Annotated in this window: 21 protein-coding genes; 17 read left to right on the top strand and 4 right to left on the bottom strand. The window is 69.2% G+C overall.

Going from position 1 to position 23,881, the window contains the following annotated elements; genetic code table 11:
• Positions 1–181: 181 nt before the first annotated feature.
• The 5 genes from AC3A6B_RS17775 (at position 182) to AC3A6B_RS17755 (ending at position 6,091) form a co-directional block, all read left to right on the top strand.
• The gene (locus tag AC3A6B_RS17775; RefSeq protein ID WP_028249609.1) at positions 182–1,225 is read left to right on the top strand and encodes a rod shape-determining protein; all 1,044 of its coding nucleotides are present in this window, start codon (positions 182–184) and stop codon (positions 1,223–1,225) included.
• Between the two features lie 85 nt (positions 1,226–1,310).
• Positions 1,311–2,279: a rod shape-determining protein MreC gene (gene mreC / locus AC3A6B_RS17770; protein ID WP_487837992.1), complete on the top strand. Its 969-nt coding sequence runs from the start codon at positions 1,311–1,313 to the stop codon at positions 2,277–2,279.
• On the top strand, positions 2,276–2,797 hold the full coding sequence (gene mreD, locus AC3A6B_RS17765) for a rod shape-determining protein MreD (protein ID WP_487837991.1): 522 nt from the start codon (positions 2,276–2,278) through the stop codon (positions 2,795–2,797). Before mreC ends, mreD begins: the two co-directional genes overlap by 4 nt.
• Positions 2,798–2,849: 52 nt before the next feature.
• Positions 2,850–4,817 (top strand): penicillin-binding protein 2, encoded by a 1,968-nt coding sequence (gene mrdA, locus AC3A6B_RS17760; protein ID WP_487837990.1) that lies wholly within the window; start codon positions 2,850–2,852, stop codon positions 4,815–4,817.
• Positions 4,818–4,939: 122 nt separating this feature from the next.
• The gene (locus AC3A6B_RS17755; protein ID WP_487837989.1) at positions 4,940–6,091 is read left to right on the top strand and encodes an ABC transporter substrate-binding protein; all 1,152 of its coding nucleotides are present in this window, start codon (positions 4,940–4,942) and stop codon (positions 6,089–6,091) included.
• Between the two features lie 223 nt (positions 6,092–6,314).
• Here AC3A6B_RS17755 and AC3A6B_RS17750 read toward each other — a convergent pair whose 3' ends face one another.
• Positions 6,315–7,988: a thiamine pyrophosphate-binding protein gene (locus tag AC3A6B_RS17750; protein ID WP_487837988.1), complete on the bottom strand. Its 1,674-nt coding sequence runs from the start codon at positions 7,986–7,988 to the stop codon at positions 6,315–6,317.
• 4 nt (positions 7,989–7,992) lie between these two features.
• Positions 7,993–9,528: an L-piperidine-6-carboxylate dehydrogenase gene (gene amaB / locus AC3A6B_RS17745; protein WP_487837987.1), complete on the bottom strand. Its 1,536-nt coding sequence runs from the start codon at positions 9,526–9,528 to the stop codon at positions 7,993–7,995.
• 150 nt (positions 9,529–9,678) lie between these two features.
• Here amaB and AC3A6B_RS17740 point away from each other — a divergent pair, with 150 nt between their 5' ends.
• On the top strand, positions 9,679–10,683 hold the full coding sequence (locus AC3A6B_RS17740) for a LysR family transcriptional regulator (protein ID WP_487837986.1): 1,005 nt from the start codon (positions 9,679–9,681) through the stop codon (positions 10,681–10,683).
• Here AC3A6B_RS17740 and AC3A6B_RS17735 read toward each other — a convergent pair.
• Complete coding sequence (locus AC3A6B_RS17735) at positions 10,583–11,440, bottom strand: IclR family transcriptional regulator (RefSeq protein ID WP_487837985.1); 858 nt, start codon at positions 11,438–11,440, stop codon at positions 10,583–10,585. The two genes, AC3A6B_RS17740 and AC3A6B_RS17735, sit on opposite strands and share 101 nt — an antisense overlap.
• A 192-nt stretch (positions 11,441–11,632) precedes the next feature.
• Here AC3A6B_RS17735 and AC3A6B_RS17730 point away from each other — a divergent pair, with 192 nt between their 5' ends.
• Genes AC3A6B_RS17730 through AC3A6B_RS17700 form a run of 7 tightly spaced genes read left to right on the top strand, consistent with a single transcriptional unit; the run spans position 11,633 to position 18,293 of the window.
• The gene (locus tag AC3A6B_RS17730; RefSeq protein ID WP_487837984.1) at positions 11,633–12,715 is read left to right on the top strand and encodes an ABC transporter ATP-binding protein; all 1,083 of its coding nucleotides are present in this window, start codon (positions 11,633–11,635) and stop codon (positions 12,713–12,715) included.
• The gene (locus AC3A6B_RS17725) at positions 12,712–13,560 is read left to right on the top strand and encodes an ABC transporter permease (RefSeq protein WP_093104227.1); all 849 of its coding nucleotides are present in this window, start codon (positions 12,712–12,714) and stop codon (positions 13,558–13,560) included. The genes AC3A6B_RS17730 and AC3A6B_RS17725 overlap by 4 nt, the downstream gene beginning before the upstream one ends.
• A gap of 4 nt (positions 13,561–13,564) precedes the next feature.
• The gene (locus tag AC3A6B_RS17720) at positions 13,565–14,359 is read left to right on the top strand and encodes an ABC transporter permease (RefSeq protein WP_487837983.1); all 795 of its coding nucleotides are present in this window, start codon (positions 13,565–13,567) and stop codon (positions 14,357–14,359) included.
• On the top strand, positions 14,356–14,658 hold the full coding sequence (locus AC3A6B_RS17715; RefSeq protein WP_487837982.1) for a (2Fe-2S)-binding protein: 303 nt from the start codon (positions 14,356–14,358) through the stop codon (positions 14,656–14,658). Before AC3A6B_RS17720 ends, AC3A6B_RS17715 begins: the two co-directional genes overlap by 4 nt.
• Entirely contained in the window at positions 14,655–16,052 is a 1,398-nt protein-coding gene (locus tag AC3A6B_RS17710; protein ID WP_487837981.1) for an FAD/NAD(P)-dependent oxidoreductase, read from the top strand. Before AC3A6B_RS17715 ends, AC3A6B_RS17710 begins: the two co-directional genes overlap by 4 nt.
• On the top strand, positions 16,049–17,191 hold the full coding sequence (locus AC3A6B_RS17705) for an NAD(P)/FAD-dependent oxidoreductase (RefSeq protein WP_487837980.1): 1,143 nt from the start codon (positions 16,049–16,051) through the stop codon (positions 17,189–17,191). The genes AC3A6B_RS17710 and AC3A6B_RS17705 overlap by 4 nt, the downstream gene beginning before the upstream one ends.
• Positions 17,192–17,225: 34 nt before the next feature.
• Positions 17,226–18,293: an ABC transporter substrate-binding protein gene (locus AC3A6B_RS17700; RefSeq protein WP_487837979.1), complete on the top strand. Its 1,068-nt coding sequence runs from the start codon at positions 17,226–17,228 to the stop codon at positions 18,291–18,293.
• Between the two features lie 2 nt (positions 18,294–18,295).
• Here AC3A6B_RS17700 and AC3A6B_RS17695 read toward each other — a convergent pair whose 3' ends face one another.
• Positions 18,296–19,924 carry a GMC family oxidoreductase gene (locus AC3A6B_RS17695; protein ID WP_487837978.1) on the bottom strand — a complete coding sequence of 543 codons (1,629 nt, stop codon included), beginning with the start codon at positions 19,922–19,924 and terminating at the stop codon, positions 18,296–18,298.
• A gap of 195 nt (positions 19,925–20,119) precedes the next feature.
• Here AC3A6B_RS17695 and AC3A6B_RS17690 point away from each other — a divergent pair, with 195 nt between their 5' ends.
• The 4 genes from AC3A6B_RS17690 to AC3A6B_RS17675 are packed head-to-tail and all read left to right on the top strand — an operon-like array spanning position 20,120 to position 23,873.
• Complete coding sequence (locus AC3A6B_RS17690; RefSeq protein ID WP_487837977.1) at positions 20,120–21,289, top strand: MlaE family ABC transporter permease; 1,170 nt, start codon at positions 20,120–20,122, stop codon at positions 21,287–21,289.
• Between the two features lie 55 nt (positions 21,290–21,344).
• Positions 21,345–22,190 (top strand): ABC transporter ATP-binding protein, encoded by an 846-nt coding sequence (locus tag AC3A6B_RS17685; protein WP_487837976.1) that lies wholly within the window; start codon positions 21,345–21,347, stop codon positions 22,188–22,190.
• Between the two features lie 5 nt (positions 22,191–22,195).
• Positions 22,196–23,182: an MlaD family protein gene (locus AC3A6B_RS17680; protein WP_487837975.1), complete on the top strand. Its 987-nt coding sequence runs from the start codon at positions 22,196–22,198 to the stop codon at positions 23,180–23,182.
• A 10-nt stretch (positions 23,183–23,192) separates the two neighbouring features.
• On the top strand, positions 23,193–23,873 hold the full coding sequence (locus tag AC3A6B_RS17675) for an ABC-type transport auxiliary lipoprotein family protein (protein ID WP_487837974.1): 681 nt from the start codon (positions 23,193–23,195) through the stop codon (positions 23,871–23,873).
• Positions 23,874–23,881: the final 8 nt, after the last annotated feature.

Raw genomic sequence — 23,881 nt, 5'->3', positions numbered from 1 at the left:
GTCGGAAGGGTGCGCCAGCGCTGGGATACAGAGGGGATTCAGGTATTATCCCGCCTTTGCCGCAACCCCCGCGAACGCGACGGCATTTGCTGCAAAAACGATCCAACCACCCCGTCAAAAAAGACCCAGCAAGAGGGCGACGACATGCCGACGCGCATGCCGTGCTCCAGAGGATTCCAGAATGTTTGGAGCTTTCCGTCGGTACTTTTCTACCGACCTCGCGATCGACCTCGGCACCGCGAACACCCTGATCTTTGCGCGCAACAAGGGCATCGTTCTCGACGAGCCCTCGGTCGTGGCCATCCGCCACGAAGGCGGACCGCACGGCAAGAAGGTGATCCAGGCCGTGGGCCGCGAAGCCAAGGCCATGCTCGGCAAGGTGCCCGGCAACATCGAGGCCATCCGCCCGATGAAGGACGGCGTGATCGCCGACTTCGTGATCACCGAGCAGATGATCAAGCAGTTCATCAAGATGGTGCACCCGCGCTCGCTGCTCACGCCCAGCCCGCGCATCATCATCTGCGTGCCCTGCGGCTCGACCCAGGTCGAGCGCCGCGCCATCAAGGACGCGGCCGAGGCGGCCGGCGCCACTTCGGTCTACCTGATCGAGGAACCCATGGCCGCCGCGATCGGCGCCGGGCTGCCGGTGTCCGAAGCCAGCGGCTCGATGGTGGTCGACATCGGCGGCGGCACCACCGAGGTGGGCGTGATCTCGCTCGGCGGCATGGTCTACAAGGGCAGCGTGCGCGTCGGCGGCGACCGTTTCGACGAGGCCATCATCAACTACATCCGCCGCAACTACGGCATGCTGATCGGCGAGCCGACGGCCGAGGTCATCAAGAAGAGCATCGGCTCGGCCTTCCCCGGTTCCGAAGTCAAGGAAATGGAAGTCAAGGGCCGCAACTTGAGCGAAGGCGTGCCGCGCAGCTTCACCATCAGCAGCAACGAAGTGCTGGAAGCGCTGACCGATCCGCTCAACAACATCGTCTCGGCGGTCAAGAACGCGCTGGAGCAGACCCCGCCCGAACTGGGCGCCGACATCGCCGAGCGCGGCATGATGCTGACCGGTGGCGGCGCGCTGCTGCGCGACCTCGACCGGTTGCTGGCCGAAGAGACCGGCCTGCCGGTGCTGGTGGCCGAAGACCCCTTGACCTGCGTGGTGCGCGGCTGCGGCATCGCCCTGGAACGCATGGACAGGTTGGGAAGCATTTTCACCAGCGAGTGATGCACACTTTGCACATCCGGCCGGCCCGTGTCAGCATCGGCCGGCTTTTTCGTATCTATATCTAAGCTAACGCGCAGCTCACACCATGCCCCTGGGCACGCTGGATCGCACCGCGCCACCCCTGTTCAACCAGGGCCCCTCGGCGCTCAGCAAGCTGATCTTTTTCAGCGCGCTGGCGCTGTTCCTGATGGTGGCCGACGCACGATTCAACATCGTGCAGCCGCTGCGCGCGGGCATCGGCGCGGTGCTCTATCCCATCCAGTGGCTGGCGCTCAAGCCGGTGCAGCTTGCGATGGGCGGCGGCCGCTACCTCGAAGACCTGCAGACTGCCCAGAGCAAGGAGGCCGAGGCCCGCAAGGCGCTCGCGCTGCAGTCCGAACGCGCGAGCCAGGCCGATACCCTGGCGCAGGAGAACGCGCGCCTGCGCTCGCTGCTGGAACTGCGCCAGAGCACGCAGGCGCCGGGTCGCGCAGCCGAGGTGCTCTATGACGCCGCCGATCCCTACACCCGCAAGCTGGTCATCGACCAGGGCCTCAGCAACGGCATCGCGGCCGGCTCGCCGGTGATCGACGAGCACGGCGTGGTCGGGCAGGTCACGCAGGTCCAGCCCTTCACCAGCGAGATCACGCTGGTGATCGACCGCGACCTGTCCATCCCCGTGCAGAACGTGCGCACCGGCGCCCGCAGCGTGGCCTTCGGCGATGCGAGCGCCCATGGCGGCGGTCTCGAGCTGCGCTTCATGGCGGCCAACGCCGACGTCCAGGAAGGCGACCTGCTCACCACCAGCGGCGTCGACGGCGTCTATCCGCCGGGCCTGCCGGTCGCCAAGATCGACCGCATCGAGCGCCGTGCCGACACCGCCTTCGCGCGCATCCACTGCGTGCCGCTGGCCCATGTGACGGCCGCGCGCTACGTGCTGGTGCTGGCGCCCACCGGCGTGCAGGCGCCGAAGCCGGCACCGGCGCCGGCGCCGGCGCCGGATGCGGCAGCGGCCAAGAAGAAGGCGGACAAGTCCGCCGCCAAGCCGGACAAGAAGGAGGGCCGAACCCGATGATCATGCGTCCCGGCCAGCAGCAGCTTCTGCTGCCCGTCAGTCCCCTCTTCATGTGGGCCAGCCTCATCGCGGCCCTGCTCGTCAACATGATTCCGGTGGGTCGCGCCGCCTGGACGCCCGACCTGCTGGCGCTGGTGATCGTGTTCTGGAGCGTGCACCAGCCCGCGCGCATCGGTATCGGCGCGGCTTTCATGTTCGGCCTGCTGATGGACGTGCACCAGACGGCGATGCTGGGCCAGCATGCGCTGTCCTACACCACGCTGGGCTTCTTCGCGATCATGATCCACCGGCGCCTGCTCTGGTACCCGGTGGTCTCGCAGGCCTTGCAGGTGCTGCCGCTGTTCGCGCTCTCGCACCTGATCGAAGTCGCGATCCGGATGGTCGGCGGCGGCATCTTTCCGGGTTGGACGATCCTGATCTCGCCGGCCATCGAGACCGCCCTGTGGCCGTTGGTGAGCCTGGCGCTGCTCGCGCCGCAGCGCCGCACCCCCGAGCCCGATGCCAACCGCCCGCTGTGACATGCTGATCCGGCTTGTTCTTCGCGCTCCCGCAGCGTAGGCTCCGCGCGCCATGACCGAACTCCGCAACGTCGCCGCTGACCTCGCGCGCTTCAAGCGCCGTGTGATCGTGATCGGGCTCGTCGTGCTCACCGCTTTCGGTCTCTTGAGCGCGCGCCTGTTCTTCCTGCAGGTGGTGCGCCACGACGACCTCGCGGAGCAGGCCGAGAGCAACCGCACGGCAGTCGTGCCGGTGGTGCCCAACCGCGGCCTGATCCTCGACCGCAACGGCATCGTGCTGGCTTCCAACTATTCGGCCTACACGCTCGAGATCACACCCTCGAAGGTCGGCAGCCTGGAAGAGACCATCGACAGCCTCGGCCAGGTGGTGGAGGTGTCGCAGCGCGACCGCCGCCGCTTCAAGCGCCTGCGCGAGGACTCGCGCAGCTTCGATTCGATTCCGATCCGCACGCGCCTGAGCGACGAGGAGGTCGCGCGCTTCGCGGCGCAGCGCTACCGCTTCCCCGGCGTGGAGATCAAGGCCCGGCTGTTCCGCAGCTATCCCAACGGCGAGCTCGCCTCTCACGCGCTCGGCTACATCGGCCGCATCAACCAGCGCGAGAAGACCGCGATGGAAGACTGGAGCGAGGAAGACCAGGCCAACTACAAGGGCACCGACTACATCGGCAAGCTGGGCATCGAGCAGAGCTACGAGAAGACGCTGCATGGCCACACCGGCGTCGAGCAGATGGAAACCTCGGCCGGCGGCCGCGCGGTGCGCCGGCTCGCCAGCCACCCGGCGACGCCCGGCAACACCGTGATGCTCTCGCTGGACATCAAGCTGCAGAAGCTGGTGGAAGACATGTTCGGCGAGCGCCGCGGCGCGCTGGTGGCGATCGACCCCACCAGCGGCGAGGTGCTGGCCTTCGTGAGCAAGCCCACCTTCGACCCGAACCTGTTCGTCGAAGGCATCGACAATGAAAGCTGGCAGGCGCTCAACGAGTCGCTCGACAAGCCGCTTCTGAACCGCGCGCTGCGCGGCACCTACCCGCCGGGCTCGACCTACAAGCCCTTCATGGCCATGGCCGCGCTGCAGCTCGGCAAGCGCGCGCCGAACGTGGTGGTCAACGACCCGGGCTTCTACACCTTCGGCGGCCACACCTTCCGCAGCCACGAGGGCGGCCTGGGCGGCGTGGACATGCACCGCGCGATCCAGCATTCGAGCAATACCTATTTCTATTCGCTCGCGGTCGACATGGGCGTGGACACCATCCACGACTTCATGAAGCCGCTGGGCTTCGGCCAGATCACCGGCATCGACGTGCACGGCGAGGTGCGCGGCCTCTTGCCCAGCACGACCTGGAAGCGCGAGGCCTACAAGCGCCCGGAGATGAAGAAGTGGTACCCGGGCGAAACCGTCTCGCTCGGCATCGGGCAGGGCTACAACAACTTCACGATGCTGCAGCTCGCAGTGGCCCAGGCCACGCTCGCCAACGGCGGCATCAACCACCGCCCGCATCTGGTGAAGGCAATCAAGGACACGGTCACGGGCGAGGTGGCCCAACTGCCGCAGCCGCCGGCCGTGGACCTGGGCTTCCTGCCGAAGAACGTCGACATCGTGCGCAATGCGCTCGTCGCGGTGAACAAGGGCGGCACCGGAACGCGCGTCTTCGCGGGCGCCCCCTACAGCTCGGCGGGCAAGACCGGCACCGCGCAGGCCGTGACGATGGGGCAGAACGTCAAGTACAACGCCAAGGCCTTGGAGGAGCACCAGCGCGACCACTCGCTGTTCGCGGCCTACGCGCCGGCGGAGGCGCCCAAGATCGCGGTCGCGATCATCGTCGAGAACGCCGGCTTCGGCGCGGCGGCCGCCGCCCCGATCGTGCGCCGCGTGTTCGACTACTGGCTGGCCGACCAGTACCCCAACGAGCAGGACCTGGCCGCGGTGCAGGCCGGCAAGGCCGGGGCTCCGATCGGCAAGCCGCGGGTCGCGAGCGAGATGGCCTGGCCCATCGTGCCGGCCGCGGCAACGGCGCCCTGACGACCCATCGATTCACGGGTTAACCCTAGGTCGGCGAGGGTGATTGCGCCCTCCTGTACGCTCTCGGCCCTTGTAAACAATCGTTACCAAAACGATATCGGCGGCAACGCCGGAAAGGTCTCATGAGCATCGGGAATCAGGGCGGGCGCCGTTTCGCGCGCTGGCGCAGTGCCTGTATGGCCGTCTTTTTGTTGGCGAGCGCTCACTGGAGTGCTGCTGCCCCAGGCGAGCCGATCGTCGTCGGCCAGGTCGCGCCATTCACGGGGCCGCAGGCGGTCACCGGCCGGGCCATCCATGCCGGCGCCAAGTTGTATTTCGACGCCGTCAACGCCAAGGGCGGCGTGCGTGGCCGGCCGATCAGGCTGGTGACGCGCGACGACGCGCAGAAGGCGGATGAAAGCGTGCGCCTTCTGCGGGAGATCATCGCGGCCGAATCGCCGGTGGCCTTGCTGGGAACGGTGGGCACGACCAATCTCGAGGCCATCGCCAAGGACGGGGTGCTGGCACAAAAGGGCGTGGCGATGATCGGAGCCGTCTCGGGCGCAAGCACCGTGGCGCAGGCGCCGGGCATCTACGTGGTGAAGGCGAGTTACCACGACGAGGTCGCGCGGCTGTTCAGCCAACTGGCCACCGTCGGCGTGCAGCGGGTGGGCCTGGTCTACCAGGACGACGGCCTGGGCCAGGACGTGCTGGCCGGGGCCGAAGCGGCCGCCAAGGCGCATGGGATCCAGCTCGTGGTGCGCGCCGGCTACCCGCGCAACACGGTGGCCGTCGAGAAGGCCGTGGCCGAGATCGCCAAGGCCAAGGTGCAAGTCGTCTTTCTCGGCGCGACCACGGCCGCAGGCATCGAATTCGTCAAGCAGTACGCGGCCGCCGGCGGGGCCGGCAGCATGCTCTACGGCATGTCGATCATCGACACCGATGCGCTGCTCAAGGCGCTCGGGCCGCAGCGTGCGCGCGGCTACGCCTTCTCGGTGGTGCTGCCGCAGCAGGGCGACCGCGCCGTGGTGCGCGAGTACCTGCAGCTGCGCCAGGCGTCGAAGGATCCGGATCTCTCGGGGCGCTCGATGGAAGGCTTCATCGCCGCCAAGGCGCTGGTCAAGGTGATGGAGGGCGCCGCCACGCTCAATGCGGCCGGCGTGAGCGCCGCGCTGGCCTCGGCGAAGGCGGTGGATGTCGGCGGCTACACGCTCGACTTCAGCGCCAGGGGCCAGACGGCGTCGCGCTTCGTGGACTTCGCGATGTTCGGCGCCGGCGGCAAACTGGTCCAGTAGCGAAGCCAAAGAAAAGGCGCCGACCAGCGGCGCCTTGTTCAAGCAAGCGGCATCTCGTTCGGATGCCTTTTGTATCGATCTTTTGATTCTTCGGCGAATGTCTCCTCGGTCCCCCGCGCTGCGGGCAGGCCCGTTTGCGAGTGGCGAGACTTTAGGGTGCGCACCGTGCCAGTGCATCGGGGATTACCCGTCACTCTGAAACAAAAGGAAACCCGCCCGGGCATCAGTCGGCAGAAAGCGCTGCGGCGCGGATGCCCTGCAGCGTGCTGCCGGGGGTGATGGCTTCCGGGTCCAGCAGGCAGTGCAGGAGGGCAGGCCGGCCGCTGGCGCGGGCGCGCGCCAGGGCGGGGGCGAACTCCTCGGTGCGCTCGACGCGCTCGCCGTGGCCGCCGAACACCTCGGCGTAGCGGCGGAAATCGGGGTTCTTCAATTGCGTGGCGCTGACCCGGCCCGGGTAGTGCCGTTCCTGATGCATCCGAATGGTGCCGTACATGGCGTTGTCGAGCAGCACCACCAGGATGGGCAGGCCGTACTGCACGGCCGTGGCGAATTCCTGGCCATGCATGAGGAAATCGCCGTCGCCGGCGAACACCACCACCTCGCGCTGCGGCCACAGGCGCTTGGCGCCCACGCCGGCGGGCAGGCCGTAGCCCATCGAGCCGCTGGTCGGGGCCAACTGGCTGGCAAAGGCGCGAAAGGGCCAGAAGCGGTGCACCCAGGTGGCGAAGTTGCCCGCGCCATTGCAGAAGATGGTGTCGGCGGGCAACACCTCGCGCAGGTGCTGCATCACTTCGCCCATCTGCAGTGGGCCCGGAATGCGGATCGGCGCCGGGTCGCTCCAGCGCAGGAATTCTTCGCGCGCCGCCGCCGTCGCGGCCCGCCAGGACGGCGGCGCCGCCGGGCGCAGCGCGGCCACCGCGTGGGCGAAGGCTTGCGGCGTCGCGTGGATGGCCTGGGTCGCGCGGTACAGGCGGCCCAGCTCGTCCGCATCGGCGTGCACATGCACCAGAGGGTGCTTCGGCGACGGGATGTCGAGCAGCTCGTAGCCTTGCGACGGCACCTCGGACAGGCGACCACCCACCAGCAGAACCAGGTCCGAATGGCGGATGCGTTCCAGCAGGCGTGGATTGGCGCCGAGGCCGAGGTCGCCGGCGTAGCAGGGATGGTCGGCGCTGAACAGCATCTGGCGCCGGAATGAGCAGTAGACGGGCAGGGCGAAGGCCTCGGCGAAAGCGCTGAATTGCTGCACCGCCGCCTCGGACCAGCGGCTGCCGCCGACGATGACCACCGGCCGCTGCGCCGCTGCCAGGCGCTGCTGCAGTTCGGCCAGCTGCGCCGCGCCTGGATGGGTTTCGGCCACGCCATAGGGAAGCGCATCGGCCACCTCCGCCGCCTCGGTCAGCATGTCTTCGGGCAGCGCGATGACCACCGGGCCCGGCCGGCCCGAGGTGGCCACGTGGAAGGCGCGCGACACCAGCTCCGGCAGCCGCGCCGGGTCGTCGACCTGCACCACCCACTTGGCCATGGTGCCGAACACCGCGCCGTAGTCCAGCTCCTGGAAGGCTTCGCGCCCCAGCGCCCCCCGCGCCACTTGGCCGACGAAGAGCAGCAGCGGTGTCGAGTCCTGGTGCGCGATGTGCACGCCGGCCGCCGCGTTGGTCGCGCCCGGCCCGCGCGTCACGAAGCAGATGCCGGGGCGCCCGGTGAGCTTGCCCTGGGCCTCGGCCATCATGGCCGCGCCGCCTTCCTGGCGGCAGACGGTGACCTCGATCTTGGCGTCGTGCAACGCGTCGAGCACGGCCAGGAAGCTCTCGCCGGGCACGCAGAACAGTTGATCCACACCATGGATGATGAGCTGGTCGACCAGGATCTGGCCGCCGGTGCGCGAAGAAGCCATGCGCTCAGCCCTCGATGTCGAAGGTCACGCCCTGGGCCAGCGGCAGGGCGGTGGAGTAGTTGATGGTGTTGGTGGCGCGGCGCATGTAGGCCTTCCAGCTGTCGGAGCCGGCCTCGCGCCCGCCGCCGGTCTCCTTCTCGCCGCCGAAGGCGCCGCCGATCTCGGCGCCGCTCGGACCGATGTTGACGTTGGCGATGCCGCAGTCCGAGCCCGCGCTCGAGATGAAGCGCTCGGCCTCGCGCACGTTCAAGGTGAAGATGGAGGACGACAGGCCGGCGCCGACTTCGTTGTGCCAGTGAATCGCGTCGTCGAGCGACTGGTAGCGCAGCACGTACAGGATCGGCGCGAAGGTCTCGCGCAGCACCGGGCCGGCATGGGCGGCCAGTTCCACCAGGGCCGGCCGCACGTAGAAGGCGTCGTCGCCCGCGATGCCGTCCATGCGGCCGCCGCCATGCACCGTGGCCCCGGCTTCGCGGCTTTCCTGCAGCGCCTTCTGCATGCCCTCGAAGGCGGCACGGTCGATCAGCGGCCCCACCAGCGTGCCCGGCGCGCGCGGATCGCCCACCTGCACGCTGCCGTAGACCTTGGCCAGCCGCGGCACCAGCGTGTCGTACACGCTGTCGTGCACGAACAGGCGGCGCAGCGTGGTGCAGCGCTGCCCGGCCGTGCCCATCGCGGAAAAGGCGATGGCGCGCAGCGTGAGATCGAGGTCGGCCGACGGCGCGACGATCGCCGCGTTGTTGCCGCCCAGCTCCAGGATCGCGCGGGCGAAACGCGCCGCCAGGCGCGGTGCGACCTGGCGCCCCATGGCGGTGGAGCCGGTGGCCGAGAGCACCGCCACGCGATGGTCGTCCACCAGCACCTCGCCGACGGCGCGCTGGCCGACGAGCAGTTCCAGCAGGCCCTCCGGCGCATCGCCGAAGCGCGCCAGCGCGCGCTGCGCGATGGCGTGCGTGGCCAGCGCGGTGAGCGGCGTCTTCTCGGACGGCTTCCACACCACCGCGTCGCCGCAGACCAGCGCCAGCGCGGCGTTCCAGGACCACACGGCCACCGGGAAATTGAAGGCCGAGATCACCCCGCAGACCCCCAGCGGATGCCAGCTTTCCATCATGCGGTGCTCGGCGCGCTCGGTGGCCAGCGTCAGGCCGTAGAGCTGGCGCGACAGGCCGACCGCGAAGTCGCAGATGTCGATCATTTCCTGCACTTCGCCAGCGCCTTCGGACGGGATCTTGCCGGCCTCCAGTGTCACCAGCCGGCCCAGGTCGGCCTTGGCCGCGCGCAGCTCCTCGCCCAGCAGGCGCACCAGTTCGCCGCGGCGAGGTGCCGGCACGCTGCGCCAGCCCTGGTAGGCCGCGTGCGCCCGGCCGATGGCCTCGGTGGCTTCGGCCGGCGTGGTCTGCGGCACGGCGGCGATCGATTCGCCGGTGATCGGGGAGCGCACGGGCAGGTCGCCGCCGGTGTAGGCGGTCCGCGGTACGCCCAGGCGCTGCAGCAGCTGGTCGACTTCGATGGCCACGGAGGAGGTGAAGGCTTGCGGCATGGGATTCGCGTTCGAGGACAAGGAGGGCATCAATATCCGCCACGCCGGGCAGATTGCATAGCAAAAAATCGGAAAGACTTGATGCTCGGAAGGAATGAACTCCGCCCAGCGCGATTACGCTAGCCTTCCGCCAGATCATTCCTTCGCCGCATGACCACGCTTCGCAAGACCTTCCTGCCGCCGATCGCGGACCTGCTGGCCTTCGAGGCGGCGGCGCGCCATGCCAGCGTCTCGCGCGCGGCCGGCGAGCTGCACCTGACGCAGAGCGCGGTGTCGCGCCAGATCCGCCAGCTCGAAGCCCAGCTGGGCGTGGCCCTGTTCCATCGCGTGCGCCAGCGCGTGGTGCTGACCGACGCGGGCCGGGTCTACGCCGCGGACGTGCGCAGCGCGCTGCAGCAGTTCTCCGGCGCCACGCAGAAGGTCATGGCGCTCTCCGGCGGCGGCGGGTTGCTCAACCTGGCGGTGCTGCCCACGCTGGGTACGCGCTGGCTGATTCCGCGCCTGCCCGATTTCGCGGCGCGCCATCCGGAGGTCACGGTGAACTTCGCGGCCCGCTCGGAGCCCTTCGATTTCGCGCAGGAGCCTTTCGACGCGGCCATTCATTTCGGCGCCCCGCACTGGGCGGGTGCCGCCTGCGAGTACCTGATGCAGGAAGAGGTGGTGCCCGTCTGCAGTCCGGCTTATCAGCAGCAGCACGGCATTCACCGGATGCAGGACCTGGCCTCGGTCGTGCTGCTGCAGCAGAGCACGCGGCCGACCCAGTGGGCCGAGTGGTTCGAGCAAACCGGCGGCAGCGCGGCGCAGGCGCTGCGCGGGCCGCGCTTCGAGCAGTTCGCGATGATCGCCCAGGCAGCAGTGTCAGGGCTGGGCGCGGCGCTGCTGCCGAGCTTTCTGGTCGAGGCCGAGATCGCCTCCGGCGCGCTGGTGGTGCTGTTCCCGCAGGCGCTGACCAGCTCGGACGCCTACTACCTCGTCTACCCCGAGTCGCGCGCCCAGGCGCCCCTGCTGCTGGCCTTCCGCGACTGGATCGTGGCCCAGAGCCGGGCCGCGGCCCTCACGCCGGCCCCGGCCCCGCGGGCAGCTCGATCCGCTGCGCGGCCGGCGAGCTCGCCAGGCTCTGCGAAGGCCGGCGCAGCGTCGCGTCGAAGGGATTGATCTTCGGGCCGATGGCTGCGGCCTCGCGCCTGAGCAGCTCCACCACGGTCGGCATGCGGTCGGCGTTGAGCCGGTCGGCGATGGTGCCCACGCTCAATGCGGCCACGGCGCGGCCCTCACGGTCGCAGATGGGCACGGCCACGCCGGCCATGCCTTCGAGCAGGCCGGTGCTGCGGCCCGCGTAGCCGGCCTGGCGCACGCGCTCGATCTCGGTTCGCAGATAAACCTCGTCGTACACGCCGTACTCGCGCACGCGCGACAGGTTGAATCGGATCACCTCCTCGCGCTCGGCCTCGGGCAGGAATGCCAGGATCGCGAGCGCGCCCTGGCCCACGCCCAGCGCGATGCGCCCGCCGACGTCGCCGGTGAAGGAGCGGATCGGGAACGGCCCCTCGCTGCGGTCCAGGCACACCGCATCGAAGCCGCTGCGCGCCAGCAGAAAGATGCTGTCGCCCAGGCTGGCGCACAGGCGCAGCAGTACGGGGCGGCACAGCGTGCGCAGGTCCCCGGGGTTGCCCGCATTGGCGGCCAGCGCGAAGAAGTCGATGCCGAGGCGGTACAGCTTGCTGCGCGCGTCCTGCTCGACCATGCCCTCGGCCACCAGCGATTGCAGCAATCGGTGCGTGGTGGCCTGAGTCAGGCCCACGGCACGTGCGATCTGGGTCACGCGGCCGCCCTCCGCCTGCACCGCGGCGAGGGCCCGGATCACGGCGAAGACGCGCGGCACTCCGCTGGTGGAAGGGGGATGGGTGCTCATGCCTGCGTAGGGTGGAATGTGGTCGGGCCAGTCTACGCCATAAATTCCATTGATCGGAATAAATAAAAAAAAGATTCTGATTAGTGAAATACCCTGTGTGGCTTGGCGCGTTCGTTGCAATAGAGTGAATCGACTCCGACGAAAGACTTCAGTTGCCGCCCCATCGGGGTGCGCCCCACGAAAGGCCTCTTCATGTCATTTCTCAAGCTCACCGAGCTGACCAAGTTCTACGGCAGCACCTGCGCGGTGTCGGCCATGAGCTTGTCGGTGGAGAAAGGCGAATTCGTTTCGCTGCTGGGACCCTCGGGCTGCGGCAAGACCACCACGCTGCAGATGGTGGCGGGCTTCGAGGCCGTGAGCAGCGGCCGCATCGAACTGGCCGGGCGCGACATCACGCACGTCAAGGCCAACACGCGCGGCCTGGGCATCGTGTTTCAGACCTATGCGCTGTTTCCCCACATGACGGTGGCCGACAACGTGAGCTTCGGCCTCGAGATGCGCAAGATGCCGAAGGCCGAGCGGCGCGAGCGCGTGGCGCAGGCGCTGGCCCTGGTGCACCTGGAGGCGCATGCCACCCGCTATCCGCGCGAGCTCTCGGGCGGCCAGCGCCAGCGCGTGGCCCTGGCCCGCGCCCTGGTGATCGAGCCGCCGGTGCTGCTGCTGGACGAGCCGCTGTCCAACCTCGACGCCAAGCTGCGCGAGGAGATGCAGTTCGAGCTGCGCCAGATCCAGCGCAAGGTGGGCACCACCACGGTGATGGTCACGCACGATCAGAGCGAGGCGATGTCGATCAGCGACCGCGTGGTCGTGATGGAAGGCGGCTGCGCGACGCAGATCGACCATCCGCACCGGGTCTACGAACATCCGCGCACGCGCTTCATCTCCACCTTCGTGGGCAAGGCCAACCTGCTGGCCGGCTGCGTGGTGGCAAACGGGACTCGCAGCCGCGTCGACCTGGGGCCGCTCGCTGTCGACGTGGACGACGCCGGCTTCCAGGCCGGCGCACAGGTGCTGCTCAGCGTGCGGCCGGAAAAACTGCAGCTGGTGGACGCGGGCCGCGGCCGCTTCGACGGCATGGTGCGCGAGCGCTTCTTCCTCGGCAGCCAGTGGCTCTACGCGGTGACGACGCCGGTCGGCGAGCTGATGGTGCTGTCGCCCAACGACGGCCGGCCGGCGCTGGACGAAGGCCACGCGGCCGGCATCGCCTGGCCCGACCACTGCACGCGCCTGCTGCCCGCCGAAGAGAGCGCGGCTGCCGAACGGGTGGCCGCATGAAGAAGGCATCGCCCTGGTGGCTGTCCGGGCCGGCGCTGCTGCTGTTCGCCGCGCTGCTGCTGGTGCCGCTGGTGCTGACCGCGGTGCTGTCCTTCAACGTCTACGACCCGGCCACGGGGCCCCGGGCCGGCGAGTTCACGCTGGAGCATTACACCCACGTCTTCACCGACGCCTACTACCACGGCATCTTCTGGCGCACCTTCTGGATCTCCGGGCTGGTGGCGCTGATCTGCGTGCTCGTCGGCACGCCCGAGGCCTATGTGCTGAGCCGCATGCGCAACCCGTGGCGCTCGGTGCTGCTGCTGGTGGTGCTGGCGCCGCTGCTGGTGTCGGTGGTGGTGCGGGCCTTCGGCTGGAGCATGCTGCTCGGGCCCGAGGGCCTGGTCAACGGCACGCTGCGAATGATCGGCCTCGGCCCGGTGAAGATGCTCTACACCGAGACCGCGGTCGTGATCGCGCTGGTGCACGTGATGCTGCCTTTCATGGTGATCCCGGTCTGGACCTCGCTGCAGAAGCTGGACCCGGGCGTCGAGAACGCCGCGCTGTCGCTCAAGGCCTCGCACTTCACCACGCTGCGCCGCGTCGTGCTGCCGCAGGTCATGCCGGGCGTGCTGTCGGGCAGCCTGATCGTGTTCGGCCTGTCGGCCAGTTCCTTCGCCATTCCGGGCCTGCTCGGCGGGCGGCGCCTCAAGATGGTGGCGACCGTGGTCTACGACGAGTACCTGCACGAGCTCAACTGGCCGCTCGGCGCGGCCATCGCGCTGACGCTGCTGGCGGCCAACCTGGTCGTCATGCTGAGCTACAACCGGCTGGTCGAAGGCCGCTACAAGAAGGCGCTGGGGTAGGGCGATGAGCAAGAACGGCCCCCTCGCCCTCGCGTTCAACGCGCTGGTCATCGCCTTCATGCTGGCGCCGCTGCTGGTGGTGTGCATCGTCGCCTTCACGCCCGAGAACACGCTCACCATTCCGACCACGCGCTTCTCGCTGCGCTGGTTCGAAGCGGTGTTCGCGCACCCCGACTTCATGCAGTCGTTCTGGAACAGCCTGTGGCTAGCGCTCGCCTCGGCGACGCTCGCGACCTTGCTGGCGGTGCCGGCCGGCATGGCGATCACGCGATACGACTTCCCGGGGCGCGACTTTCTCAACGGCCTGTTCCTCTCGCCGCTGATCATTCCGCACCTGGTGCTCGGGGTGGCGCTGCTGCGCCTGTTCGCGCTGGTCGGCGGCACCGGCAGCTTCGGCTGGCTGGTGCTGGCGCATGCGCTGATCGTCACGCCCTACACGCTGCGCCTGGTGATCGCCGCGCTGGTCGGCTTCGACCGCAGCGCCGAGCAGGCCGCGCTCTCGCTCGGCGCGAGCCAGGCCACCATGTTCAGGCGCATCACCTTGCCGATGATCCTGCCGGGCGTGACGGGCGGCTGGTTGCTGGCCTTCATCAACAGCTTCGACGAGGTGACCATGTCGATCTTCGTGACCGCGCCCAGCACGGTGACGCTGCCGGTGCGCATGTACATGTACGCCACCGAATCCATCGATCCGCTGATGGCCGCAGTGTCGGCGCTGATGGTGGCCGTGACGGCCTGCGCCATGGTGGTGCTCGACCGCGTCTACGGGCTGGACCGCGTGCTGGTGGGGCGCCGATGAGCGGTTTCGCCAAGCCTCTGCTGCACCGCGTGGCCGAGTCCGGTCGCGCCCTTGTGGCCTTCACGCTCGACGGCCGGCCCGCTCGCGCCCTGGCCGGCGACACGGTGCTGACCGCCGTGCTGACCCAGTGCGGGCAGTTGCGCCGCAACGAATTCAGCGGCGCGCCGCGCGCCGGCTTCTGCATGATGGGCGCCTGCCAGGACTGCTGGATCCTGACGGCCGATGGCGCCCGGCTGCGCGCCTGCTCCACCTTCATCGAGCCCGGCATGGACTTGCTCACCGGCGGGGAGCCTGCATGACGGCAGAGGCCTTGCTGCAACCCGTGGTCGTGGGCGCCGGCCCGGCCGGCGTGCGCGCGGCCCAGGCGCTGGTCGCGCACGGCCAGCGGCCGGTGCTGATCGACGAAGCCGGCCGGGCCGGCGGCCAGATCTACCGTCGGCCGCCGGCGAACTTTCAGCGCTCCGCCGCGACCTTGTACGGCTTCGAAGCCGGGCGCGCCACCGCCGTGCACGCCGCGCTGGACGGGCTGCAGGACCGCATCGACTACCGGCCCGAGAGCCTGGTGTGGAACGCCCAGGGCGGCCTGCTCGACGTGTTGCACGGCCCCAGCCGCACGACGCGCAGCGTGCCCTACCGCCAGCTGATCGTGGCAACCGGCGCGACCGACCGCGTGCTGCCTGTGCCCGGCTGGACGCTGCCCGGCGTCTACACGCTCGGCGGCGCACAGGTGGCGCTGAAGTTCCAGGGCTGCGCGATCGGACAGCGCGTGGTCTTCATGGGCACCGGCCCGCTGCTGTACCTGGTGGCCTATCAGTACGCAAAGGCCGGCGTCGAGGTGGCGGCCGTGCTCGACACGGCCCGCTTCGCCGACCAGCTCGCGGCCGTGCCCGCGATGCTTTCGCAGCCGGCCGTGTTCCTCAAGGGGCTCTACTACGTGGCCTGGCTGCGCGCCCGCGGCGTGCTGCTGCAGGGCGGCGTCCGGCCGCTGCGGGTGCTGGGCGATGCGCGCGTCGGCGGCGTCTCCTGGCACGACGGCACGCGCGACCAAACCCTCGAATGCGACGCCGTCGGCTTCGGCTATGCCTTGCGCTCCGAGACGCAGCTGGCCGACCTGCTGGGCTGCCGCTTCGCCTTTGCGCCGATGCAGCGCGCGCATCTGCCCGAGCGCGATGCGGCCGGCCGCTCCAGCGTGGCCGGCGTCTACCTGGCCGGCGACGGCGCCGGCATCATGGGCGCCGATGCGGCCGAATGGGCCGGCGAGCGCGCCGCGCTGGCCCTCCTGGCTGACCATGGGGTGCAGGTGGACGCCGCCCGCGCACAGGCACTGGAGCGCAAGCTCGACAAGCTCGTCGGTTTTCGCCGCGGCCTGGAGCGCGCCTTTCCCTTCCCGCAGGACTGGGCCTCCCATGCGCCCGACGACCTGGTGGTGTGCCGCTGCGAGAACATCACGGCCGGCGAGCTGCGCGAGACCGTGCGGACCTGCGGCGCCGACGAGATGAACCGCCTGAAGGCCTTGTCCCGCGTCGGCATGGGCCGCTGCCAGGGCCGCATGTGCGGCGCCGCGGCGGCCGAAATCCTCGCGCATGCGAGCGGCCAGCCGCTCGCGCAGGTGGGCCGCCTGCGCGGGCAGGCGCCGATCAAGCCGATCCCGATCCAGCTGGCGAGCGCGCCGGCCGAAGGAGCGGCCGCATGAAGCAAATGTTGAAGACCGATGTGGCCATCGTCGGCGGCGGCATCGTCGGCGCTTCCGCAGCGCTGGCGCTGCGGCGCATGGGGCTGCAGGTGGTGATGCTGGAGCGCGACCTGTGCGGCTCGCGTTCCAGCGGCGTGAACTACGGCGGCGTGCGGCGCCAGGGCCGGCCGCTTTCCCAGTTGCCGCTGGCGCAGCGCGCCCATCGCATCTGGGGCCGGCTGCCGGAACTGATCGGCACCGACGGCGAGTACCGTCGCAGCGGCCATTTCAAGATCGCGCGCAGCGAGGCCGACCTCGCCGCGCTCGAGCGCTATCGCGACCAGAGCCGCGATTTCGACCTCGGCATCGAGCTGCTGTCGGGTGCGCGCCTGCGCGAGCGCTGCCCGTGGCTGGGCGAGAGAGCGCTCGGCGGCTCGCTGTGCCTGGAAGACGGGCAAGCCAATCCCCGGCTGGTGTCGCCGGCCTTCGCACGTGCGGCGCAGCGCGCGGGCGCGCAAATTTTCGAGCGCACCCCGCTCGACGAGGTGGCGCACGACGGCGAGCTCTTCACGCTGCGTTCGGGCAACGCGCTGGAAGTGCGCGCACCGGTGATGCTCAACTGCGCCGGCGCCTGGGCCGGTGCCGTTGCCGCCCGCTTCGGCGAGACCGTGCCGCTGCGGTCCGGCCATCCGACGATGGTGGTGACCGAGCCGCTGCCTTACTTCATGGACTGGAGCCTCGGCGTCGAAGGCGGCGGCGTCTATTGCCGCCAGGTGAAGCGCGGCAACCTGGTGCTGGGCGGCGGTGCCGGCTTGGCCCTGGATGCGGACCGCGCGCGTGCCGGCCGCGATGCCATCGCCGCGCTGGCGGTGCAGGCGATCGAGCTGCTACCTGCGCTGCGCCACGCCAGCTTCATCCGCACCTGGAGCGGCACCGAGGGCTATCTGCCTGACCGCCAGCCGGTGCTGGGCTTGAGCGCGACCACGCCGGGCCTGATCCACGGCTTCGGCTTTTCCGGCGCCGGCTTCCAGATCGGCCCGGCCGTGGGCGAGGTGCTGGCCGAGCTCGCGCGCGACGGGCACAGCAGCACGCCCATCGAACCCTTTGCCATCGAGCGCTTGCTTTCCGTCGAAGCCGCCGTGCCCGCAACGGCTGATTGAAGTTTCCTCCACCCACTCTCAAAGGAACCCCACCATGTCCCGTTCTTGCCAAACCCCATCGATCCGCCGCGCCCTTCTCGCCGTGGCCGCCGCCGCGGCGCTGGCCGCGAGCGGCACGGCCGGCGCCCAGACCAAGACGCTGTACATCGGCATGAACGGCGGCACCATGGAGAAGGCCTACACGCAGTACGTGTTCCCGGCCTTCGAGAAGGCGAACAACGTAAAGGTGGTGGTGGTGCCGGGGACCTCGTCGGACATCCTGGCCAAGGCGCAAGCCAACAAGGACCGGCCGCAGATGCACGTGATGTTCCTGGACGACGGCATCATGGTGCGCGCGATCGGCATGGGCTTGTGCCAGAAGCAGCGCCCGAGCGCAGCGCTGCACGACATCTACCCGGCGGCCCGTTTCAAGGACGACATGGCCAGCGGCGTCAGCCTCGGCATGACCGGGCTGGCCTACAACAAGAAGATGTTCGCGGAGAAGGGCTGGGCCGCGCCCACCTCGTGGATGGACCTGGCCGATCCGAAGTTCAAGGGCAAGGTGGTGTTCCAGTCGATGTCCTCCTCGTCCTTCGGCCTGCACGGCTTCCTGATGTTCAACCGCATCCAGGGCGGCAACGACAAGAACGTCGAGCCCGGCTTCAAGGCCTGGCCCACGACCATCGGCCCCAATGTGCTCGAGTACATCCCGAGCTCGGCCAAGATTTCCGAGATGGTGCAGACCGGCGAGGCGGCGCTGTTTCCGCTCACGCCCACCGCGGTGGCCGCCTTGAAGACCAAGGGCATCCCGGTGGAGTACGCGCAGCCCAAGGAAGGCTCGGTGGTGCTGATGGTGGGGCAGTGCGTGATCGCCAACAACAGCGAACCCGAGTTGGCGCAGAAGCTGGCCGAGTTCCTGTTGAGCCCGCTGGCGCAGGCCAACGTGCTTCAGTTCGGCAGCCAGATCCCGACCAACCCCAAGGCGCCCGCGGTGGGCGAGGGCGCAGCGCAGGTGGCCGAGATCAACAAGTGGATGAAGAACGCCGTCACCATCGACTGGGACAGCATCAATGCCAACCGCCCCGCGTGGAATGCGCGCTGGAACAAGACCATTGAACGCTGAACTCAGCGCGCCGACTCGCGGATCCAGCCGGCCGCCTTCTCCGCCATCATCAAGGTCGGGCTGTTGGTGTTGCCGCTGGTGATGGTGGGCATCGCGCCGGCATCGACCACGCGCAGGCCGTCGATGCCGCGCACGCGCAGGCGCGAGTCGAGCACCGCCATCGGATCGCCGTCGGCGCCCATCTTGGTGGTGCCGACCGGATGGAAGATGGTGGTCGCGATGTCGCCGGCCAGGCGCGCGAGTTCCTCGTCGCTCTGGTACTGAAGGCCCGGCCTCCATTCTTCGGGCGCGTACTTGGCGAGCGCCGGCTGGGCCGCGATGCGGCGGGTCACGCGCAGCGAATCGGCCGCCACCTTGCGGTCTTCGTCGGTGCTCAGGTAGTGCGGCGCGATCGCGGGCGCGTCCTGGAATCGGTGGCTCTTGATATGCACCGTGCCGCGGCTGGTCGGGTTCAGGTTGCAGACGCTGGCGGTGAAGGCCGGAAAGGCGTGCAGCGGCTCGCCGAAGGCATCGAGCGAGAGCGGCTGCACGTGGTATTCGAGGTTCGGCCATTCGTGCTCGGGCGAGCTGCGCGTGAAGGCGCCGAGCTGCGAGGGCGCCATGCTCATCGGGCCGCTGCGCTTCCATACGTATTCGAGGCCGATCTTCGCCTTGCCCCAGGAGGTGGAGGCCAGCACGTTGAGCGTGGGCGCGTCCTTGATCTTGTAGACCGCGCGGATCTGCAGATGGTCCTGCAGGTTGGCGCCAACGCCCGGCGCATCGAGCACGATGTCGATGCCATGCCGGCGCAGCAGCTCGGCCGGCCCGATGCCCGAGAGCTGCAGGATCTGCGGCGAGCCGATGCTGCCGGCGCACAGGATCACTTCGCGCGTCGCATGCGCCAGCACCATCTCGTGGCCGTCCCACACCTGGGCGCCGGTGCAGCGCCGGCTGCCGTCGGACGCAGTCTCGATCACGAGGCGCGAGACCTGCGCGCCGGTCCACAGCTCGAAGTTGGGGCGGCCGTAGCAAGTGGGACGCAGGAAGGCCTTGGCCGTGTTCCAGCGCCAGCCGTTCTTCTGGTTGACCTGGAAATAGCCCACGCCCTCGTTGCTGCCGCGGTTGAAATCGGTGCTGTGCGGCACGCCGGCCTGCACCGCGGCCTCCGCGAAGGCATCGAGGATGTCCCAGCGCAAGCGCTGCTTCTCCACGCGCCATTCGCCGCCGGCGCCGTGCATCTCGTCGGCGCCGAGGTAGTAGTCCTCGTGCTTCTTGAAGGCGGGCAGGACGTTGTTCCAGCGCCAGCTGTCGTCGCCGGTGAGCGCGGCCCACTGCTCGTAGTCGCGCGACTGGCCGCGCATGTAGATCATGCCGTTGATGGAAGACGATCCGCCCAGCGTCTTGCCGCGCGGATAGCGCAGCGTGCGGCCGTTGAGGCCGGCGTCGGGCTCGGTGCTGTAGAGCCAGTCGGTGCGCGGATTGCCGATGCAGTAGAGGTAGCCGACCGGAATGTGGATCCAGTGGTAGTCGTCCTTGCGGCCGGCCTCGATCAGGAGCACGCGGCATTGCTTGTCGGCGCTGAGGCGATTGGCCATCAGCGCGCCGGCGGTGCCGGCGCCGATGACGATGTAGTCGAAGGTGGTGTCGCTCATTCGCGCCTTGTCTGTCTCGGGTCGTTCTTGTGACGAGGTGCTGCAATGCGGCACCGAACCGTCGATTGTGGCAAACGCCCGTGCCTTGCGCCGATGGCCTACGCGAACGGGCGCCGATCGGGCGGTTCTGCTGCAGACGCACGCGGTTACGATGTTGCGTCCTCCATCGCGCAGACCGCCCCGCCCGCTCCATCCATGTCGATCGCTTCGTTGCCGACCGCCGACGCGCAAAACGCAGACCGCTTGCGTCCGCGCGTCGAGCAACGCGACGGGGAGGGCGGCACCTGGGCCGTTGCCAGCGGCTGCTGGACCGCGCTGTCGATGTCGTCGCGGCGCACCTGGGAGGCGCTGGAGAAGAATCTCGAAGCCCTGCCGCCGCAGGACGACCGGGCCTGGGACCTGCGCCCCGTCGAGCAGCTCGACCACATCGGCGCCCAGCTGCTCTGGAACCACTGGCGCCAAGCCTGGCCGGCGCGGCTCGAAATGGACTCGCAGCACAAGGCCGTGCTGGACCAGGTGGCGCAGTACACCTGCAGCGCGCCGGCGGAGCCCGGCAAGACGCTGACCGAGCATTTGCACGATTTCGCCCACAACGGCGTGCGCGTCATGATGGTGGCGCGCGATTTCCTGGCGCTCGTCGGCCAGCTCACGCTCGACCTCGGAACGCTGCTGCGCGCGCCGCACCGTGCGCCCTGGCGCGACTTCTCCGGCCATCTCTACCATTTCGGCGCCACCGCGCTGCCCATTACCGCGCTGGTGGGCCTCCTGATCGGCGTGGTGCTGGCCTACCTGACCTCGCAGCAGTTGCGCCAGTACGGCGGCGAAGCCTTCATCGTCAACATCCTCGGCCTGTCGCTGATCCGCGAACTCGGCCCGGTGCTCGCGGCGGTGCTGATCGCGGGCCGTTCGGGCTCGGCCATCACCGCGCAGATCGGCGTCATGCGCGTGACCGAGGAGCTCGACGCCATGCGCGTGATGGGCATTCCGCATGGCTTCCGGCTCGTGATGCCGCGGGTGCTGGCGCTGGCCATCGCGATGCCGCTGATCAGCATGTGGACTTCGGCGGCCGCCCTGTTCGGCGGCATGGTCGCGGCCGATCTCACGCTGGACATCTCGCCGGCCTATTTCCTGTCGGCGCTGCCGCGCGCGGTGCCGATGACCAACATCTGGCTCGCGATGTCCAAGTCGGCCGTGTTCGGCGTCCTGATCGCGCTGATCGGCTGCTATTACGGCATGAAGGTGAAGCCCAACACCGAAAGCCTCGGCCGCGGCACCACCTCTTCGGTGGTGGCCTCGATCACGGTCGTGATCCTGGTCGACGCGCTCTTCGCAGTGCTCTTCAAGGGCGTGGGGTTCCGGGCATGAGCCGCCGGGCCGCTCCCAAGGCGAATACCGCAGCGCGCAGCGCGGAGGTTGTCCAATGAGCGAAGACCAGAAACCCAACGTGGTCGAAATCCGCAAGCTGTGGACGGTCTTCGAGTCGCCCGAGGGCGACCAGGTGGTGCACCGCGACCTCGACCTCACGATCCGCAAGGGCGAGGTGCTGTCGCTGGTGGGCGGCTCGGGCACCGGCAAGACCGTGCTGCTGCGCCAGATCCTGGGACTCGAGCGGCCTTCGAAGGGCGAGGTCTCGGTGCTCGGTCATCCGCCGGGCCGGCTCAGCGCCACGGGCGCCGCCAACGTCGGCATGCTGTTCCAGCACGGCGCGCTGTTCTCGGCCTTCAGCGTGCTCGACAACGTCGCGTTCCCGCTGCGCGAACTCAAGCTCCTGCCCGACGACCTGATCCGCGACGCCGCACTGGTCAAGCTGCAGATGGTCGGGCTCGAGCCGCAGCAGGCCACCAAGAGTCCGGCCGATCTGTCGGGCGGCATGATCAAGCGGGTGGCGCTGGCGCGCGCGTTGATCATGGATCCGCCGCTGCTCCTGCTCGACGAGCCCACCGCCGGACTGGACCCCGAAAGCGCCGACGGCTTCTGCGACCTGTTGCGCGGGCTGCATCGCGAGCTGGGGCTCACGGTGGTGATGGTCACGCACGACCTGGACACGCTGTTCGACCTCAGCACCCGCATCGCGGTGCTGGCCGACCAGCGCGTGATCGTCGCCGGCACGGCGCGCGACGTCATCGCCTACCCGCATCCCTTCATCCACGAGTACTTTCTCGGCGGCCGCGGCCAGCGCGCCATGGAGGCGCTCCACGAAGGCGTGCCGCCCCCGACCGTCTCGGGGCTTGCCGGCGCCAGCCGGACCCCAATCACTGAAAGGTAGCTGCCATGGAAAACAAGGCCCATGCCATCGCCGCCGGCGCCTTCGTGCTCGGCCTGATCGCCGCGATCATCGCGCTGGTGGTCTGGTTCACGCGCGACAACACGGTGCGCAACATCTACGAACTCTCGACCCGCGACCCGGTCAGCGGCCTGCAGCCGCAGGCGACGGTGCGCTACCGCGGCATCGCCGTCGGCAAGGTCGCCTCGATCGATTTCGATCCCAAGGTGAAAGGCAATGTGCGCGTGCGCATCACGGTCGACGAGCGCGTGCCGCTCACGACCTCGAGCTACGCCACGCTGAGTTACCAGGGCGTGACCGGCCTGGCCTTCATTGCGATCGACGACAAGGGCGAATCGCAGGTGGCGCTCGCGCCGAACAACGACGATCCGCCGCGTATTCCGCTCAAGCCTTCGATGCTCGCGCAATTGCAAGACCGCGGCGAAGCCATCATCAACCAGATCGACGAAGTGACGAAGAAGGCCAACACGCTGCTGGGCGACGACAACCAGAAACGCATCGCCGACGCGCTGGAAAACATCGCGCAGGCTTCGGCCAGCGCCAACCAGCTCACGCGCTCGCTTGACAACACGGTGAAGAACGGGCTCAACCCGACGCTCGCCGCTCTCCCGCCGCTGATCGATCGCACAAAGGACACCATGGGCACCGTGAAGACCGCCGCCGGCGACGTTTCACGCGTTGCGAACAACCTGAACACCACCGTGGGCCGCCTCAATGCCAAGGACGGTCCGCTCGACCGGCTGGGCGACGGCACCAAGTCTCTGGCGCAGGCGGTCGACTCCTTCAACAGCGCCACGCTGCCGCGCGTGAACCGCGTCGCCGACGACACTTCGCGCGCGGTGCGCCGCCTCGGCCGCGCGGCCGACGGCATCAACGACAACCCGCAATCGCTGCTGTTCGGCAGCGGCGGCGTGGTCGCCGGGCCGGGCGAGCCCGGATTTTCCGCCCCGGCCGGCGCGCCGGCGCGGCCTTGAAAGTGACGACATGAACGACGTACTCCAGAACATGGCCGCTCGCGCAGCGCGGGCACGCTTCGCGGCCGTCGCCGGCATCGCCGCCGTGCTGCTGGCGGCAGGCTGCGGCGCCTTGCCCGACAAGCCTGCTCGCGCCACGCTCTACGACTTCGGCCCCAACCTCGCCGCATCCACGGCGCCGGCGCCTTCCAATCCGCACGCGCTGCCGACCATCGCGCTGGCCGAGATCGAGGCCGGAACGCGGCTGGAGGGCACGCAGCTGCTCTATCGCCTGGGCTATGCCGATGCCAATCAGCTGCGACCCTATGGTCAATCGCGCTGGAGCCTGGCGCCGGCGCAGCTGCTGCACCAGCGCCTGCGCGACGCGCTGGCCGCGCGCCGCACCGTGCTCGGCCCGGAAGAGAGTGCCACCATCGCGCGCAGCGAGGGCAAGGTGCCCGACACGCTCAGGGTCTCGCTCGAGGAATTCAGCCACTACTTCGAATCGCCAAACAAGAGCGTCGGCCTGGTGCGCCTGCGCGCGACCCTGATCCGCAGCAGCGCCGGCGGCGACCGCGTGCTCGCGCAGCAGAGCTTCATGGTGCAGCGGCCCGCGCCGAGCGGCGATGCGCCCGGCGGGGTGAAGGGGCTGGCAGCGGCCAGCGACGCGGCGGTGGCGGAACTGGTGGCGTGGGTGGACCAGCCGCGCTGAGCAGAGGC

Source organism: Variovorax sp. Soil_C_33, assembly GCF_057656935.1.
This window is presented reverse-complemented; position numbering and strand designations above follow the sequence as displayed.